Origin of the sequence: Vulcanisaeta moutnovskia 768-28, assembly GCF_000190315.1 — an archaeon.
Classification (GTDB): Archaea; Thermoproteota; Thermoprotei; order Thermoproteales; family Thermocladiaceae; genus Vulcanisaeta; species Vulcanisaeta moutnovskia.
The window spans coordinates 800,844-816,458 of sequence record NC_015151.1 but is presented as its reverse complement, the minus strand read 5'-3'; the positions used below and the strand labels follow the sequence as shown (position 1 = coordinate 816,458).

Here is a 15,615-nt window from a genome sequence, read left to right as displayed (position 1 = left end):
AAATTAAGGCATTAATTATTTACATAATTCTCCATATTTCATTATAGACTTTGTCATTAACTCATTAATTAACTTAATAATGCTACTATCCTCACTAATTAATCTCCTTAATGAGTTGTGGGCATTTATCAGCATCCTAATTCCCTCGCATTCCCTTTTCTCATAAGGTCTCTCCCTAATCAATACCCTATATCTGCCTATTGCCCTCTCACCCTCAGAACGCTTACCGATCTTAAATGCAGCAATGCCAAGACTAAGCCACGTGTATGCATAGTTAGGATCCTTATCCAGGGATTTCATGAATAATTCATAAGCCAACTCATACTTACCTAACTTAAATGCGCACCAACCACCCCAAAGTAAGTTCTGTGGATCATCATGCTCAAGGTAAAGTTGTAGTGCTCTTTCGTATGCATTTAAGGAACCCTCCTTATTCCCTATAGCCTCAAGGCATATGGCTAAGCCATGCCATGCACCGGGAATCTCTGGACAATTCAATAAATACTCCCTATAGAGTACCGTACCGTAGGAGTACTCCATCAAGCATATTGCCGCCTCAGAAGCCTCATAAAGAGCCCTACAATACTCCATACTCACACAGATAAAGACCCATGTCTTGTTATTAAGTATTATTTCTATTACCACAGTGAAATTTTGGCGCATTCCTTAAAACTCATGATTAATTAGGAAAATTATCATTAGCCCCGAGGTCCCAGCACGCCGGTTTCCCGCGGCCTTACGGACCGCAGTACTCCCGTGCGCGGCAGGGCGTTTCACTTCCGGGTTCTGATGAGTCCGGGTGGTGCCACCCTGCCTATGGCCGGGTGACCTCGGTTTGGCCAATATGATGGTTATCTCCTGGGTTTTTAAGCTCTTCTTCTTAATCCCCTGGTTCAAAAATGCAGGGGTGGTATTTTGTTTTGGGGATGGGGGTTGCATGTATGTTCTTATTTTCATCCCTTAACACGTGGTTTGGGAGCGTATTAATTTCTGTGGTGTCGGTTACACGTGGTATGTAAAATAATGTATTAATTAAGGGTTCTTGAGCCATTGATTAATGAAGAGGATTGCCATTGTTGGTGCGAGCTTCGCTGGCGCTGAGGTTGCCAATAAACTTGCAAGGAGACTGAGGTGGGAGTTAGCTAGGGGTGATGCGGAGATTAGGGTCTTTGATAAGGATAATGATTTCCTTGTCCAGGCAATGTACCCACTCATAGTATTTAACTCATTAAGTGAGGAGCATGCTAGATGGAGGAAGAGCGAGTTGCTTGATCCCCGTATTAAGTTTTACCACGGTCCTAAGGGTGAGTTAGTAAGTATTGACCTTAGGAATAGGGAATTGGGATTTGCTGACGGGAGTAAGTATAACTATGATTACCTCGTTATTGCCACGGGGGCTGAGTTTGCGCCGCAGGAGGTACCTGGATTAATGAAGGATTATCACACGTTCTTCACGTTGGATGGCGCCCTGGAATTAAGGGAAATACTTTCAAGGTTTAGTAGGGGTACTATTGTGGAGTTATTCGTGGATTTACCCATAAAATGCCCAATAGTCCCCCTAAAGTTCGGGTTATTGCTTGATTCATACCTTAAGGATAGGAATGTTAGGGGTAATGTCAATATAAAGCTCCTTTATCCAATAGATTACCTGCATGCTCAACCCGAGGTTAATAGGCTTGGTAAGATAATGTGCGAACAAAGAAATATTGAGTATATATTTAGGTTCATGGTTTCTGAGGTAAATGCTGAGGAGAAGGTTGTCATTAGCGATAGTGGTGAGAAGATAAAATATGACTTACTAATAACAATACCACCCCACAGGGGTGCCAAGGTATTCAGGGATTCAGGGCTTGGTGATCCACTCGGTTTTCTACCAGGTGATAAAAGCACATTAAGGTACCGAAAGGGCAAGGAATTGTATGAGGAGGTTTACATAATTGGTGATGCAACTGCATTACCCGTGACCAAGGCAGCGTCGGTAGCTCATTACCAGGCGGATGTTATTGCCGAAAACCTGGTCTCCGACATACTTGGGACTGGGCCAAGGAAGATCTATAGGGGTGAGGATATATGCCCAATGCTCACAGACCTGTATACACATGAGGGCAGGGGCAGGGCGTGGCTGCCCTGGTGGAACTACACTGTTAATGAAATGCCGTTCATCACAACAAGGTTTGGGTGGTGGTTCTTGAGGGCTTTTTACATGACACTACCTGCGGTGGTGAGGGGAGGACTATGAGCATAAAGATACCAAGTAGAGTCCTTGAGGAGAGAATAAAGGATGCTGATAAGGATAAGGCGATAATGGACCTAATGGACCAATTAATCATACTACATGAGTCAGGTGCTTTGGATACACTCGTGGATCTAGCCCTCACCCTGAAGGATGTGAGTAGTGTGATTACTGATGACATGTTCGATAACATGGTAGTAATGATACGCGACCTACTCGAAATAATGAATAATATTGTGGGTAACCCAGTTATTAAGGTAATTGCGGATTCAATCAATGATCCAAAGATTGACAGGGCATTAATGGAATTGGAAGATAATGACGTAGGCCTAGCGAAGGTCATAGGCATGCTCAGGGACCCCGACGTACTGCGGGGCGCGTATATACTACTCACATTGATAAAGGCTATAGGCGCAAGATCTAAGGAATACCTTAAGGACCACTCAAGGTAAAATACCATCAAATTACTATCAGAGACACAGGACTAATAATGAATTGGCGGGCCCGCCGGGATTTGAACCCGGGTCCTACGGCTCCGGAGGCCGCCGCTCTACCGGGCTGAGCTACGGGCCCTATTGCAATTACTTTATTCATTTATTTATAAAGTATTTTTCATGCTATCTATTCAACAATGAGTACTAATTTCTCGATAATTATTAGCGTTAGATGGATGTTTTCGTTTATTTAGGCCTAGCCATAAATGGATGCGTAACGAGTGAAGTAATGCCATGTTATTTTTACCGGTCTGCATGAGTTTCATTCCTAAGTGCCTTGTCTCAGGGCAATTACACCTCTGGGGTCCTTAACCCTTACTGCCAGTGTCTCCCATAGGGTGAAGCCGTGAGTCCCATTTTCGGGGCCTAGGTATACCAATGCTGTATCCGTGCCTATGGCTACATCAATGATTGATTGATGAGTTGATAACAATAGTGCTGTATCATCCTTTAACTGAGGAATAATGACCACATCCTTAACCAGTGACTTAATCCTCGTTAGTTCCATGATACCTGTCTTCTCAACAACAGTTAAAAGCTTTGTATACCTGCCAGGGCTCACGAATAATACGTATGGTTCAGGTATGTAATTACTATACAACGCATTGACTGCATTTGAAACCTCAGTAACTGCAGAACTGGGCGTATCCCATGATGTGATGTTCATGGTCTTAATCTTGGGATTACCCAGAATATCACTAAGTATTGCTAAATCCTCCTCATAACCAAGCCTAATAGCAGCTTGGTCAGCAGTTGCTGAATAAACCCTCTCACCCCTAGCCCTGGCATACTCAATTTGTCTCTGTGATATTGAGAATTTCAGGCTCAATTCCTTAAGTGATACCACGGATCTAGTTGTCATTATTGAAGGTCCAATAACCACTTCATCAAGTGGTACGGCATCAAGCCCAGACCCTGCCTCATACGTAGCTAAATACTTCCTGAACCTCCTCACATTGTTAGCAACCTCCTTAACCTTGTCCTGCAAGTACCTAAGCTCCTCAGGGCTTAAATTTGATGATGAAACTACGTCAAGTGGAGGATCACTAGGATTGTTGGCGGTACCCATTCCCTTTTGTTCATTATTAGGATAATTTACTGGCACCTTAATACCCGTTAATTCACTAACCTCGGTTGAACCTGCCTTCAATTGCTCAACCTGCTCTGGATCATATGACTTAAGCAGTGTGAGAAATTCACTGAAGTGAGTCTTCTCTTCCTTGGCGATATCCTCAAAGACCTTCCTTACCTTCTCATCATCGATCAACCTGGCTAATTGTAGGTATAGGTTTATGGCATCAAGCTCAGCCATTATTGCGAGCCTAAGTGAGTCAGCGATCTCGCCCTGCAAGAATTTCTTATCCCTAACAATATCCACTGGATTCTTGGAAAATACCATGTTTCTTAGAACCCATTTAATTATTTAAGTTATACCTAATCCTTATTGCGTTACCACGGTATCATGAGACTAATTCCATACATTAGACAGTATATTGTGTATAATAGCCCTGTCCTTGCATCAATGTCAGGGGCATTTCCTCTGAACGCCCTTATTAACCTCGGTATTAGAAGAGCTGTGAGTAATGTTATTAGTGATGTGTATGGCAGTACCCCCATGAGCATGAGCATTGCATTAATTATATACGCCGTTACTAATGAGCCTAGGTAGATCCCATAACCATGCCTAGACGTTAGTATGGCTAACGTTCTTATTCCAGACGCCCTATCATACTCCCTATCCCTATAATTGTTGGCATATATTATTGCGAACATTATGAAGAGTGGCGGTAATGATACGAGGAAGACCCTTGGTATTAATAAACCACCGGATGCAGCTACGAAGAAACCACCAACTAGTAATGGGCCCCAGGTCAATGCAACTGATAACTCACCAATCCCCCTGTACTTAAGTGTGAATGGTGGACCCGTGTAGGCGTAGAGCAAAAATACACCAACAAGACCAAGTAGAAGTATCCAGAAGCTCTCCATTACCGTTAGGAAAATACCTATGGCTGCACCAGTTACTATTAATGAGAAGCCCAGGGTCTTTACAATGAATGGTTTCACCGTACCCATCACCAACGGTTGATGCCTATAGATTGCCGTGGGTGAGCTTATCGTATCTACACCATGGATGAAGTCGTAGTAGTCATTAAGCACATTGACACTTGCATGAAGCATTAAAGCCCCTACTACAGCTAATACTGAGTATATTATCCTAGGTCCATAATAAAGCCCTAGGTAATATGCATAGCCAATGCCGATTAGTGAGACGGCTACCGTCATTAATAGACTCCATGCCCTAATTAACCCGAGAAATTCGTATTTATTCATTAGTATTTAAATCAATATTAATTAATTTAAATAGATGCTTCTCTATATCTGTCAAAATAACTCAAGGGTTAGTCATGGAACCAGGGGTAAAAACACCATCATTAACTCCAACCATAACACGTGAGCTATTATTGAAGTTACTAGACCCACCTTATCCGCTAATAAACCATCAATCAACCCAATAGCAAATGCACCGGCCATAAGTGCTGGATTCAAAGTTGATATATGGATAAGTGTGTAGTAAATCATTGATACCAACCAGGGCTCACCACGGAAAACACCACCCAAATCCCTCGATAATTCCTGAAGACCACCCCTCCAATAAACCTCCTCCATAAACCCAATAATAACCAGGGCCATAGCCAGGGCATAGGCATTGGTCATACTCCTAATCATGCCGTAGACCAGTACAACGTAGTTGGCGAGACCCATGTACCTAAGTATTGCGTAACCACCTATGAAAATAATGTAAAGTACCCCAGACATAATAAGGCCAAGTACTACGGCTATTACAATGTTCATTCTAAACCACCGAAGCCTATCCCTGAACCAGGCCAGGGATAGTGAACCAAGTAGTAGTGTTGATAGTACCATGCCATAGACAAAGTACCTACTGAACACGTCGAAGGACAAAGGCCACAACACTAGGGGCAGCGCTATGTAAATCACGGTCTTAGCCCTAGTCCCACTCATGAATCATCACCACCTTACCAACCACGCCCCTACTCTCCATCAACTCATGGAGTGCTGGTGTCTCCTTAACCGTGGCTACCCTACTTATGAATGACCTCACACCCTTACTAACCATGAAGTCAATGATCTCCCTAAGGTAGGACTTAGCCGCATTGTGAATACCGATTAATTGTGCATGCCTAAGGTAGAACCTCCTAATATCAATTTGTACAGCGGGTGATTTACCGAGGATTCCAAACGTAATTACCGTACCACCTGGTCTAATAGCGTCAAGCGCCATGGGTAGGGTATCACCAATGGTGTCTATGGCCGTGTCAACACCATACTCAGTCTTCTCGCTAATAACCTTCATCAATTCATCCTTGTCATAACCAACAACTACATCGGCGCCCAGGGACCTCAACACATTAGGTCTCGACGTCACAGCAATAACCCTAGCACTCAATGCCTTAGCCAGTATGGTTAACGCAGTGCCAATACCGCCAGAACCACTTAGTATTAAGACCCAGTCGCCTGGACCAACATTGGCGGTCCTCAGCGCTTTCCAGGAAACGCCATAGGCCAGTGGTAACACGGCCATCTCATTAATACTAAAGCCCTTGGGCGCCTTAATGAGGGCCCTAACTGGAACTCTAACCAGCTCGCCATAGCCGCCCCAAACGTGGAACCCAGGCATGGTCCATGAAGGGCAGTGATCCTCCATACCCACCTTACAGAACCTGCACGAACCGCAGCCCCACACATTACTAACAAGGACTAAATCACCAATCCTAAACTCACCAAGGTCCGTATTAGGCCCAATAGACTCTATGTAACCAACAATGTCCGCGCCAGGCACATGCGGTAACCTAACTGGAATACCTGGGTATCCTCTACGCACGATAGTGTCAATCCTATTCAATGATGTCGCCAGAACCCTAATAACGACCTCTCCAGGTTCTGGCTTAGGATCTGGGAGTTCCATGACCTTAAGTACGCTGGGATCTCCATGCCTATCAAAGCCAACAGCCCTCATACCTGAGTAGGCCCTGTGATTTAGCCAGAGATTTAAAGTACTGAGCGCGTTTCAAGTTTGTTTAATCGTTTTTCTTTTCTATTCCATGATTTCTATCTCTTCTCAACAATTCTACAAAGAATTAATAATGTAATTACTCATAACTTCTCAACAAGCCTTTTATATTTCGTGCGTAGAAAGAGAATACAGTAATGAATAGTGGTAACCAGGTGGAATTACTGCTAATGGCCACGCTGGCCAACGCGCTTGACCTGGCAACAAGTTACGTAGCCTTCTCCCTACTTGATCTCCAGGAGCTTAATTACTACGCAACCGCGATGCACCTCAGTAACTACCTGGCGGCTGCGTTGGCATTTATGGCTTATGAAATCGTGGTTGCAGTTATATACCTAGTGATGCATAGGTTTCCAGTGCTTAGGTGGTTCATGGCCGTGTTCATAACAATGAAGTTAATGGCGGTGGTCGGTAATATAGCCGCGTCAATGGGCTTTTACGGCATTAACAACACGTTGATTGCCATGAATCAATTAATGATTAATGCCCTTAAATATTAGTTAAGAAACTGAATTAGTGAGAAAGCAAGGATTGAAACTAAACAACGCATTAATAAACACAAAGAAGAAGCAAGTACGTGAATTTATCGCCTTAGTTATGTGTATCCTCTACGTTTCTACGTTTGTAGAAAGAGTTTTTCTAGAATAGAAAGTATTAAACCCCATGTCAGTGAGTATTTATTAAGTAGTTGAAAGAAGGCTATGCCGTATGACAACCAAAATGAATAGAAAGGGTATCTCCAACGTAGTAGCGACAATAATACTCATAGCCGTGGCAATAGCACTAGCAGTGGCAGTGGCTGTGTGGGTCTTCGGACTAGCAGGCTCAGCAAGCAAAACAGCAACACTGCAAGTGCAGGCAGTTGGCCTTACTGGTATCTCTAATGGAACCCCTGTTTTGACCCTCCTGATTAGTAACCCATCAAGCAGCGGCATAGGCATTAATGGCTTCACCCTCGGAAGCCTAAGCTGCGTCTTCCCAACTCCAATACAAATACCAGCTGGTGAACAGGGAGCAATGATAAAAATAACATTATCAGGATCCAAGGGCTACTTCACTAGCGCTTCCGTCAATGGTACATCAGCATCATGCAGCGGCAGTCAGGCTGCACAGGTTGGTGTTCAATACAGCGGATACATAACAACCGTGAGCGGACAGACATACCCATTCACAGTAACAGCAAGCTCATAACGCCATTAACGCCTAAAAATACCGTTAAAATATCTTCATTTTTCCTTTCTTTATTTCTCCCTTCCTAATCATGATTTATTCTTTACCCTTACTTAGTATGTTTCTTGCAATGGTTATTAACTCCTCTATGTATGGTAGTCTTCTCAGTACTTCCTCCTTAGGCTTAGTCTCATGGAATTCCTCGACATGTAGGAACGTCCACTTACCCTTAGTTATCGCCTTATTCGTCTCAGGTATCCTGAGTATTACTGCCATTGCCTTTATCACCTCCTCGGCAGCCTTGTAAAGCTTCTCGCTGGCCTGCTAGTGTCACCCTTCTCTATGTATTGTTCCACCTCATTTAGGCAATTTATCGCCACCTCTATCCTCGTCTCGCCCTCATCCGCTGGGTCTAGCTTTAGCTGGTTTATTAGTGCGTCTATGTTGAGTGGTAAGGTTGATTCCCTAGGCAGTAGGATTGATGAGTTGCGCAAGGATGTTGTTGGCAGGCTTGATTACGTAGCTAACCTGCTTCAGTCCCTCAACTCAAATATCGCGGCTACGTATGAGTTGACGTCTAGGGTCATGGCTAAGCTCATGGAACTCTACACACGCCATCAACCAGCCCACGCTACCCAATAAGTCAATCATCTCGCCAAGGACCCCGTTCCACCATTATTACCCTGCATAACTCAGTCCTGAATATTACTAGACCTGGTATTAGGGCTTCCAATATCGATAAGGCAGCAATAAACCTGCCAAGGAATTGGTACTATCAACCGTCTACTCCATTATAATGACCATGGGCTTTTGCGAAAACCTATGTTCAAATCCCAGCACCGATTATCGCACTCTTCATTTCCTTGATTTTTAAAAAGAGAATTTGTCGGCCCGTGGGTTTGGGCGGGGTTAGGTGTTGTCGAGGCACTTTAGGTTCTGCATTGTTTTGGCTATCCTCCCCTTTCTTTTTATATCCTTCTCGTTCTCAAACCACTCATCCAGCTTTCGGCAAACCGGCTCCCTAAGCCTTGTGTTTTCACGAACATTCGCATGTGTTATTAAGACCAAGTGGGCTTCCTCATTACTGAACATTGTTACCTCATAACCAGCCCTCTTAAGCTCCTCATAAATCCTCAATGCTTCACTTTCGTCTTTTCTCCACACCCTAAGCACAACCCTGCAATCACCCCTTACATTAACATTCATTCTAACGCTTGTTCCAGGCACAATAATTGACAAGTTTCCAGGCTCCCTAACTTCCTTTGACGCTAATTCGATTATTCTTCTGAACTTCTCGCCGTCGGGTAAGCCAGCGCCCAACTCAATGAGCTCCTTGACATCCTGCATTTCTAGCCATTCTCTAGCCTATTTGCTAAAGCGAGGATTATGCATATGAAGGAGCCACTGTCATTGATAGGTGTTGAATTGAGAAATAGAGATGGAGAATTAATAGGCACATCAACCACTACCTATTGGATAACGCGGATAGGTAAAACAATTAATGATATTATTAATGAGCTAAGAGGAGCATTCTAATTTATATCTTAGGAGCTTAATACATTATTAATGGAGATACCTCAGGCAGTTTCCGTAATAATCTCAATGCTTAAGCAGCTTGGATTTAGAGTATTTCTAATAGGTGCAAGGGCATTGGCGTTTTACGGCATCGTTAGGGAGACTGGCGATTGGGATTTAACAATAGATAAGCCATTCAGCGTGGAAATTAGAGACCTAATCACGAATAAATTACGAGACCTAGGATACAACGTACAATGGAGAAAATGGGGATTTTATGTCGATATAAATGATGTCCATATTGATATTAATTATATGCCATTAACGCTTGACAAAGAATTTATAGAAAAAGCCAAATTCTTTGGAGATTTACTAATTCCATCTATTGAGGATTTGATAATTCTTAAATTAATGAGCGGTGAAAGAAAGGACATAGAGGATGTAAAGCATTTACTCAGATTACCTAACCTCGATATCCATTACCTCATTAAGCGATCACGGCAGGCTGGTATTGATAAGGATTTATTAAAGATTGCTAAGAGGATTGGTTTGAGGCTGAATGACGAAGCAATTCACATTTAGTGTCCGTTGTATAGTATTTGATAATGTTGGACTACCTAACGAGGTTGCAAAGGCCCTGGGCGCTCAGAACTGCGCATTCACTGGCTGGACCGCATTAGCAATACATGCAAGTAGTAAATTAATGATTCCCTATCACCCTAAATACCTTGAGATAGCTTGCCCAGACCTAAGCAATGCCGTTAATACTGCTAAAGAGCTGGGTCTCCGTATTTGGTTTGGTAAACGCTGGATTACTCTTGGATGGTCTTACGAAAAAACAAAAATTGCCCTTGGCGAAATTAGGTTATTTAAGGAGGAAATCACCGCAGAACGGCACATCTGCGGTTTAGGTGTCTCATTAATTGAAGATGCGATAAACCATATAATTAAGTTCAGGGAGCACATAAGGGACTTGAAACTCCTTAATGAATACTCAAATGGTAAAATTATCATTAACATAACTTCCATTAATAGATAAGTCTCGTCACATACCCAAACCTTCGCCTAGAAAATGATGGAGAGAACACGAATATAAAGTGCTGGTAGTCCTCAAACGAGTCGAATTTATCCTCGAAGACCAGCAAGAAAAAGGAGAGATTTAAAAACATGGTATTCCCGCAAAAACTCACTACCTCACCGACGTCCTACTACGCAGAAACCAATTCAATAAATACGAAGGGATCAAGTGCATTAACTGAATGCCAAAATTAAGCAATTGCATCAACTTCCTAGTCAATGAGGGCGGCCCCACGTAATAGGTGAATCATTACTATGGGCATCCCCGGGGAGATAATACCGAGGCCCGCGGCATATTCCCAAGAAGGATTAGTTTAGCCGAACCAAGGCTCTTTGCCGAACCAGGGTGTCTCGATCTCGTCAAGTCTCCATCTTTGTCTTGTTACGGCTTCTGTTGGGTCTATTGTTACTCCGCTTCTGTAGGCTAGTAGTCCTGTTAGTGCGATCATTCCTCCGTTGTCCCCCGCGTACTCTGGTGGTACTATGCCGAGTTTTGCGTTGAATTCCTTTGCTATCCAGTCCATGATTTCCCTGAGCCTCCTGCTTCTGGCCACGCCGCCTGCCAGAAGTAGCTCCTTCTTTCCGGTTAGTGCTAGTCCTCTCTCTACTACCTCGCCTAGCATTGAGTAGGCTGTCTCGACAAGGCTCAGGCATATATCGGGTAGCGCAATGCCCTTCTTGACGAGCCTCAGGGCTTCTTCGATTAGTCCTGAGAAGGATACGTCCTGCCCCTTGACCGTGTAGGGTAGGGATACGTACCTACTACCCTTCTCAGCGCATTCCTCTAAGTGCGGCACCCCTGGATTTGGTAATCCAACACTCCTCGCGAAGTAGTCCAGGGCGTTCCCCACGGCCATGTCTATAGTCTCGCCAAACACACCATAAGACCTGCCCGAGTGCGCTATAATCATCGTGTGACCCCCAGACACGAGGAGTACTAATGGGTCTCTGAACCTGACGGACCACCTAGCCACCTCAACATGCGCAACGCCGTGATGCACCGGCACCAGTGGTTTGCTGAACTTAATGGCTATTGCCCTGGCTAGGGTAGCACCGACCCTTAGGGCTGGGCCAAGTCCTGGGCCCATGGAGAAGGCTATGGCATTAATATCCCTAATGCTTATGTTAAGTCTTCTCAATGCATCTTTGAGTAGTTTGGGGCCGATCATTACGTGGTGGTCAGCGGCGGCTCTTGGGTGTATGCCTACGCCCTGTGGTGGTGTGTATGTGTCGTTAATGTTTATTAGTATTCCATCCTCACTGGCTATGCCGACTCCAAAGGTGTGTGCTGTGGATTCGATGCCTAGTACTAGTGTCATTAGTAGACACCTTCCATTATTGATTCAATAACGTCATCCAACTCACCATCACTTAATCCCCCATACTTCTTAATTACATAGTCAATAATTGATTGTACAGTGTTCTCAAGCCATCCACATCCTGGATCGTAATCATTATTTAGGGGTATTATGAAGTCGCCTATTGTCTTAACAACACCGGTCTTCGTTAATTGCTCAATTACGCTTATGAACTCAGGGCTCGTTATCACCAGGTCTATCCTATCCCAATTAAATGTATCGAAACCACCCAACTTATCGACTAGGAAGATTACCTTCGCTAATCTATCTAGGCTTACCCTGCCAAGCCTCCTCAATGCACTAACCACTATGCACTCAATCAAACTCATTTGCTTAGTAATTACAAAGCCGCACTTGGGTAATTAAACTTACTACGCATGATGCCTAGGTAGCAATGCTTAAATACGAAGCATGGTTATGCGTAGTGTATGGTTAGTCCTGACGTACTTAGGGAAATACTAAAACCAAGTAATTCAATTCTTGTGGCTTGGGATATGCATAGGGCATTATTCAACGGCATATTCAATAAGGATGAATTTCAAAGGGCCTTGGATACGGCAATCAGTGCCGCCAGGAGGGTTAATGTGCCAGTAATATTTACGAGGATTACACCATATCCAAGTGGCTTTGAACCAATAACCACTAGGATTATGCAGTGGAGGGGTGGCTTCAAGCCTGAGGAGATGGAGTTAATAGTTCAGCCTCAACCCAATGACGTAGTCATTAATAAGAATACCTGGTCACTCTTTGTTGGGACAAACGTAGAACTACTGCTTAGGAATTCGGGGAGGTATACCGTTGTATTCACGGGTATTTCCACGGATATTGGTGTTGAGACCAGTGCAAGGCATGCGTACGCCCTGGGCTTCATACCGGTTATAATATCCGACGCCGTATCATCACATGATAGGGAGGCTCATGAGAGGTCGTTGATGAACATGAGGAGGTTCTTCCCAGTAATAACGGCGAATGAACTGGCTAAGTACTGGTCATGATGTTATTCCCTTAATAATTTAAACACCTAATCATGACTTATTCATTTTTATTTAAACGTAACAATGACATGACTGAGTTATATACCAAGATTACTTATGAACAATCTCACTCAATAAACCCTTGAACTCCTCCACCAATGTATTTGCATGCTCCCTTGTGTGTATCATTGATGGTAGTAGGTGTGGCATGTGCTCGGTCATGTATAGTATGCCCCTCGTCCTCATGTACAGGTGCGTTAAGTGATAAAGATCTTCATTAATTCTATCCGTATATGCCACCCTAGCATTTACTGGTCTATCCCTAGTGAAGTGAATACCCAACATACTACCCACACCAGTTACCCAACAAAGCCTGCCATGATCCTCACAGGCCCTGTTAAGCCCCTCCCTAGCCCAATTCCATAGGTTGTTGAACCCCTCGTATAATGACCTATGTTGACTTAAGTAATTAATGAGTGTATAACCTGCCGTAAGCGTTACCCTATTCCCAGTGAATGTACCACCGTGGAAACTCCTCGACCTAGCACTCGGCCTCTTAACCTGGTCGAGCAACTCCATTATCTCCGACCTAGAGGCAATGGCACCGGCGCCTGGGTACCCACCACCGACTATCTTACCAAGCGTCACTATGTCGGCCTTAGTATTGAATAATTCCTGACCACCACCAAGGGCTAGCCTAAATCCCGTAATAACCTCATCAAATATCAGCAAAGCCCCATACCTATCTACCAACTCCCTAACACCCTTTAGGTAACCGGGCTGTGGCTCTATACAACCGCCTGAACCAAGTACAGGCTCCATAATCACCGCAGCCACATCAAAATCCTTCAGAACCCTCTCCAGAGCGTTAAGATCATTGAATGGAACAACAAGCGTGTACTTAATGTGCTCCGCAGGTAGGCCAAGGCTCTCGGGACCCTCAAATGGCGGATTAATGCCGACATGCAAGCCGTCATATCCACCGTGCCAACCACCCTCCATCTTAACCACATACCTATGCCCAGTGTATGCCCTGGCAAGCCTAACGGCGTACATATTAGCCTCGGTACCGCTATTTGAGAACCTAACCATATCAACATTAGGTACAACCTTCGTTAGTAATTCGGCGTACTCAACCTCGAGAGTATTCGGATAACCCAAGTGCGTCCCCTCATAAGCTGCATCATTAACAGCCTTAACTACGAAGTCCGGTGAGTGACCGAGTATGTGGGTTCCATGACCCATCCAGTAATCAACGTACTCATTACCATCTACGTCCCAAACCCTAGCACCACCAGCCCTCGTTATGTAAACTGGGTATGGGGAGAAGTGCCTTATTTGATACGTGGTTCCTCCTGGTAACACCTTCCTAGCCCTCTCGAATAATTCCCTGGACTTACTCGTCCCCTCCATGTAAATCTTTGTGTATTTATCAATCAGCTCCTGAACTCTACCACTAAGATTACTCATTAACCCAATACGTAATGGCCTAGTTATTAAGTATTGTTATGGGAGCCTTGTTAGAAAACCATGCAACTTAATTAGATGGAGCAATGCATCAATGAACCTTACTGATTTATAACCACATTTTGCGCACACGAAGTACCTCCTCCTATGGAATGAGTTCCTTGAGTACGGCTCAACCCTAACAATGAACCACTGACCATACTCCTTAGTCCTAATTACATGCTCATTAAAACCACTAAGGTGCTGTATAAAGCCAAGCCTGACCTGGTCAGTGTGTGATGTAACGTATAGCTTAAACTCCCTACCAGTGAATGGGCATTTAATGACACCACTAAGAAACGCCTTATTGCCGCTCTTAGATACGTAAACAACGAGATCCACATACTTACCCTTAATCTCACCACTCCTCCTAAGGCCTAGGATCTCCGTCTGCTCACTCGTCACGACTACACATGCATAGGGTAAGGCTTTAAGCATTACCAGTACTTAGAGCTTATTAATCATTGTATCACGCCGTAGGTCCTCATTATCATTAGCAATTCATTCACGGTATTAGTAACGTGATCCTTAACCCTAAGTAATGTACCTGTTAATTTATCACTTAATTTATTAATATCCCTGGCCTGGGATAGTATTATTAATGATGATGGTGACCTAATGTCGGTCTTAACAACAACGTCCTCACCAACCCTAACCCTAACTATACCCGTGACCTTACCCTCCGTGTACGTAATAACCTCAATAAAACCACCCTCAATAGGCTCAGCAACTAAATTAAGTGTTATATTATTACCGATATGCGTAACGTAAATCCTATCACCACCAGCGAGACCCTCGCTAACCCTACCAAGTCTCGTGGAATCCAATACCCTCCTCCAACCATCACCAACAAGCTTAAGGTACTCGTCATGATTACTAAGCCTATTAATTAAGTATTGAATAGGATCTTTAAGCTCAATATTTTTCATGGCAATATCAACATTAACCTCACGCCCAATACCTATAACAAGTCCATCCAACTTATCAAGAAGTTTCCTGAAATAATCAATGTTTTCATTAATTATTTTTCGAACATCATCACCATTAGTCTCTAGGAGCCTCTCCTCATAACTACCGTCAGGCCCAATACCGATTATGAAAACATACTTATCACTAATGGATAACTTAACGTTATTTAATGTCCTACCTCCAACACTCACTGAGCTTAATGGTACGAGGAACTCCATTTAAT

The 15,615-nt window shown here is 43.8% G+C and carries 21 protein-coding genes, 1 tRNA gene and 1 rRNA gene; 9 read left to right on the top strand and 14 right to left on the bottom strand.

Features of this window, described 5'->3' with window-relative positions; genetic code table 11:
- Positions 1 to 15: 15 nt before the first annotated feature.
- Both VMUT_RS04375 and rrf read right to left on the bottom strand, forming a co-directional pair.
- Complete coding sequence (locus VMUT_RS04375; RefSeq protein WP_013604218.1) at positions 16 to 591, bottom strand: tetratricopeptide repeat protein; 576 nt, start codon at positions 589 to 591, stop codon at positions 16 to 18.
- Between the two features lie 116 nt (positions 592 to 707).
- A 5S ribosomal RNA gene (gene rrf, locus VMUT_RS04370) occupies positions 708 to 828 on the bottom strand.
- Positions 829 to 1,057: 229 nt separating this feature from the next.
- Here rrf and VMUT_RS04365 point away from each other — a divergent pair.
- Both VMUT_RS04365 and VMUT_RS04360 read left to right on the top strand, forming a co-directional pair.
- Entirely contained in the window at positions 1,058 to 2,239 is a 1,182-nt protein-coding gene (locus VMUT_RS04365; protein WP_013604217.1) for an NAD(P)/FAD-dependent oxidoreductase, read from the top strand.
- A complete protein-coding gene (locus VMUT_RS04360) occupies positions 2,236 to 2,685 on the top strand; it encodes a helical membrane plugin domain-containing protein (RefSeq protein ID WP_013604216.1) in 450 nt (149 codons plus the stop codon). Before VMUT_RS04365 ends, VMUT_RS04360 begins: the two co-directional genes overlap by 4 nt.
- A gap of 44 nt (positions 2,686 to 2,729) precedes the next feature.
- On the opposite strand, the gene VMUT_RS04355 is transcribed toward VMUT_RS04360, so the two are convergent.
- From VMUT_RS04355 to VMUT_RS04335, 5 genes are all read right to left on the bottom strand, one after another.
- Positions 2,730 to 2,806: transfer RNA gene (locus VMUT_RS04355), tRNA-Arg, on the bottom strand.
- A gap of 189 nt (positions 2,807 to 2,995) precedes the next feature.
- Positions 2,996 to 4,126, bottom strand: a complete 1,131-nt coding sequence (locus VMUT_RS04350) for a family 1 encapsulin nanocompartment shell protein (RefSeq protein ID WP_013604215.1) — start codon at positions 4,124 to 4,126, stop codon at positions 2,996 to 2,998.
- A gap of 50 nt (positions 4,127 to 4,176) precedes the next feature.
- On the bottom strand, positions 4,177 to 5,061 hold the full coding sequence (locus VMUT_RS04345; protein ID WP_013604214.1) for a prenyltransferase: 885 nt from the start codon (positions 5,059 to 5,061) through the stop codon (positions 4,177 to 4,179).
- Between the two features lie 72 nt (positions 5,062 to 5,133).
- Positions 5,134 to 5,754 (bottom strand): CPBP family glutamic-type intramembrane protease, encoded by a 621-nt coding sequence (locus VMUT_RS04340; RefSeq protein ID WP_013604213.1) that lies wholly within the window; start codon positions 5,752 to 5,754, stop codon positions 5,134 to 5,136.
- On the bottom strand, positions 5,741 to 6,769 hold the full coding sequence (locus tag VMUT_RS04335; RefSeq protein WP_013604212.1) for an alcohol dehydrogenase catalytic domain-containing protein: 1,029 nt from the start codon (positions 6,767 to 6,769) through the stop codon (positions 5,741 to 5,743). Before VMUT_RS04335 ends, VMUT_RS04340 begins: the two co-directional genes overlap by 14 nt.
- A 191-nt stretch (positions 6,770 to 6,960) precedes the next feature.
- Between VMUT_RS04335 and VMUT_RS04330 the strand changes: the two genes are divergently transcribed.
- Together VMUT_RS04330 and VMUT_RS04325 are read left to right on the top strand one after the other, a co-directional pair.
- On the top strand, positions 6,961 to 7,323 hold the full coding sequence (locus VMUT_RS04330; RefSeq protein ID WP_013604211.1) for a hypothetical protein: 363 nt from the start codon (positions 6,961 to 6,963) through the stop codon (positions 7,321 to 7,323).
- Positions 7,324 to 7,531: 208 nt separating this feature from the next.
- Positions 7,532 to 8,014 carry an archaellin/type IV pilin N-terminal domain-containing protein gene (locus VMUT_RS04325; protein WP_148224654.1) on the top strand — a complete coding sequence of 161 codons (483 nt, stop codon included), beginning with the start codon at positions 7,532 to 7,534 and terminating at the stop codon, positions 8,012 to 8,014.
- A 75-nt stretch (positions 8,015 to 8,089) separates the two neighbouring features.
- On the opposite strand, the gene VMUT_RS04320 is transcribed toward VMUT_RS04325, so the two are convergent.
- Complete coding sequence (locus tag VMUT_RS04320) at positions 8,090 to 8,281, bottom strand: hypothetical protein (protein WP_013604209.1); 192 nt, start codon at positions 8,279 to 8,281, stop codon at positions 8,090 to 8,092.
- Between the two features lie 153 nt (positions 8,282 to 8,434).
- On the opposite strand from VMUT_RS04320, the gene VMUT_RS04315 reads away from it, so the two are divergent.
- Complete coding sequence (locus VMUT_RS04315) at positions 8,435 to 8,635, top strand: hypothetical protein (RefSeq protein WP_013604208.1); 201 nt, start codon at positions 8,435 to 8,437, stop codon at positions 8,633 to 8,635.
- A gap of 267 nt (positions 8,636 to 8,902) precedes the next feature.
- Here the strand turns inward: VMUT_RS04315 and VMUT_RS04310 are convergent, their stop codons facing one another.
- Positions 8,903 to 9,340 carry a hypothetical protein gene (locus VMUT_RS04310; protein WP_013604207.1) on the bottom strand — a complete coding sequence of 146 codons (438 nt, stop codon included), beginning with the start codon at positions 9,338 to 9,340 and terminating at the stop codon, positions 8,903 to 8,905.
- 45 nt (positions 9,341 to 9,385) lie between these two features.
- Here VMUT_RS04310 and VMUT_RS12635 point away from each other — a divergent pair, with 45 nt between their 5' ends.
- The 3 genes from VMUT_RS12635 to VMUT_RS12195 are packed head-to-tail and all read left to right on the top strand — an operon-like array spanning position 9,386 to position 10,547.
- A complete protein-coding gene (locus VMUT_RS12635; RefSeq protein WP_193387206.1) occupies positions 9,386 to 9,529 on the top strand; it encodes a hypothetical protein in 144 nt (47 codons plus the stop codon).
- A 30-nt stretch (positions 9,530 to 9,559) separates the two neighbouring features.
- Complete coding sequence (locus VMUT_RS04305; protein WP_013604206.1) at positions 9,560 to 10,090, top strand: DUF6036 family nucleotidyltransferase; 531 nt, start codon at positions 9,560 to 9,562, stop codon at positions 10,088 to 10,090.
- Entirely contained in the window at positions 10,068 to 10,547 is a 480-nt protein-coding gene (locus tag VMUT_RS12195; RefSeq protein WP_052298498.1) for a hypothetical protein, read from the top strand. Before VMUT_RS04305 ends, VMUT_RS12195 begins: the two co-directional genes overlap by 23 nt.
- A gap of 352 nt (positions 10,548 to 10,899) precedes the next feature.
- Here VMUT_RS12195 and kae1 read toward each other — a convergent pair whose 3' ends face one another.
- Together kae1 and VMUT_RS04290 are read right to left on the bottom strand one after the other, a co-directional pair.
- Complete coding sequence (kae1, locus tag VMUT_RS04295) at positions 10,900 to 11,904, bottom strand: KEOPS complex N(6)-L-threonylcarbamoyladenine synthase Kae1 (protein ID WP_013604204.1); 1,005 nt, start codon at positions 11,902 to 11,904, stop codon at positions 10,900 to 10,902.
- Positions 11,904 to 12,251, bottom strand: coding sequence for a hypothetical protein (locus tag VMUT_RS04290; protein ID WP_237699715.1), 348 nt, complete (start codon positions 12,249 to 12,251; stop codon positions 11,904 to 11,906). The genes kae1 and VMUT_RS04290 overlap by 1 nt, the downstream gene beginning before the upstream one ends.
- 120 nt (positions 12,252 to 12,371) lie before the next feature.
- Here VMUT_RS04290 and VMUT_RS04285 point away from each other — a divergent pair, with 120 nt between their 5' ends.
- Positions 12,372 to 12,938 carry a cysteine hydrolase family protein gene (locus VMUT_RS04285; RefSeq protein WP_013604202.1) on the top strand — a complete coding sequence of 189 codons (567 nt, stop codon included), beginning with the start codon at positions 12,372 to 12,374 and terminating at the stop codon, positions 12,936 to 12,938.
- A 90-nt stretch (positions 12,939 to 13,028) separates the two neighbouring features.
- Here the strand turns inward: VMUT_RS04285 and VMUT_RS04280 are convergent, their stop codons facing one another.
- From VMUT_RS04280 to VMUT_RS04270, 3 genes are read right to left on the bottom strand one after another with little or no spacing between them, the layout of a single operon-like run.
- Complete coding sequence (locus VMUT_RS04280; protein ID WP_013604201.1) at positions 13,029 to 14,387, bottom strand: aspartate aminotransferase family protein; 1,359 nt, start codon at positions 14,385 to 14,387, stop codon at positions 13,029 to 13,031.
- Between the two features lie 36 nt (positions 14,388 to 14,423).
- Positions 14,424 to 14,828, bottom strand: a complete 405-nt coding sequence (locus tag VMUT_RS04275) for a hypothetical protein (RefSeq protein ID WP_148224653.1) — start codon at positions 14,826 to 14,828, stop codon at positions 14,424 to 14,426.
- A 56-nt stretch (positions 14,829 to 14,884) separates the two neighbouring features.
- Positions 14,885 to 15,610 (bottom strand): hypothetical protein, encoded by a 726-nt coding sequence (locus VMUT_RS04270; protein WP_013604199.1) that lies wholly within the window; start codon positions 15,608 to 15,610, stop codon positions 14,885 to 14,887.
- Positions 15,611 to 15,615: the final 5 nt, after the last annotated feature.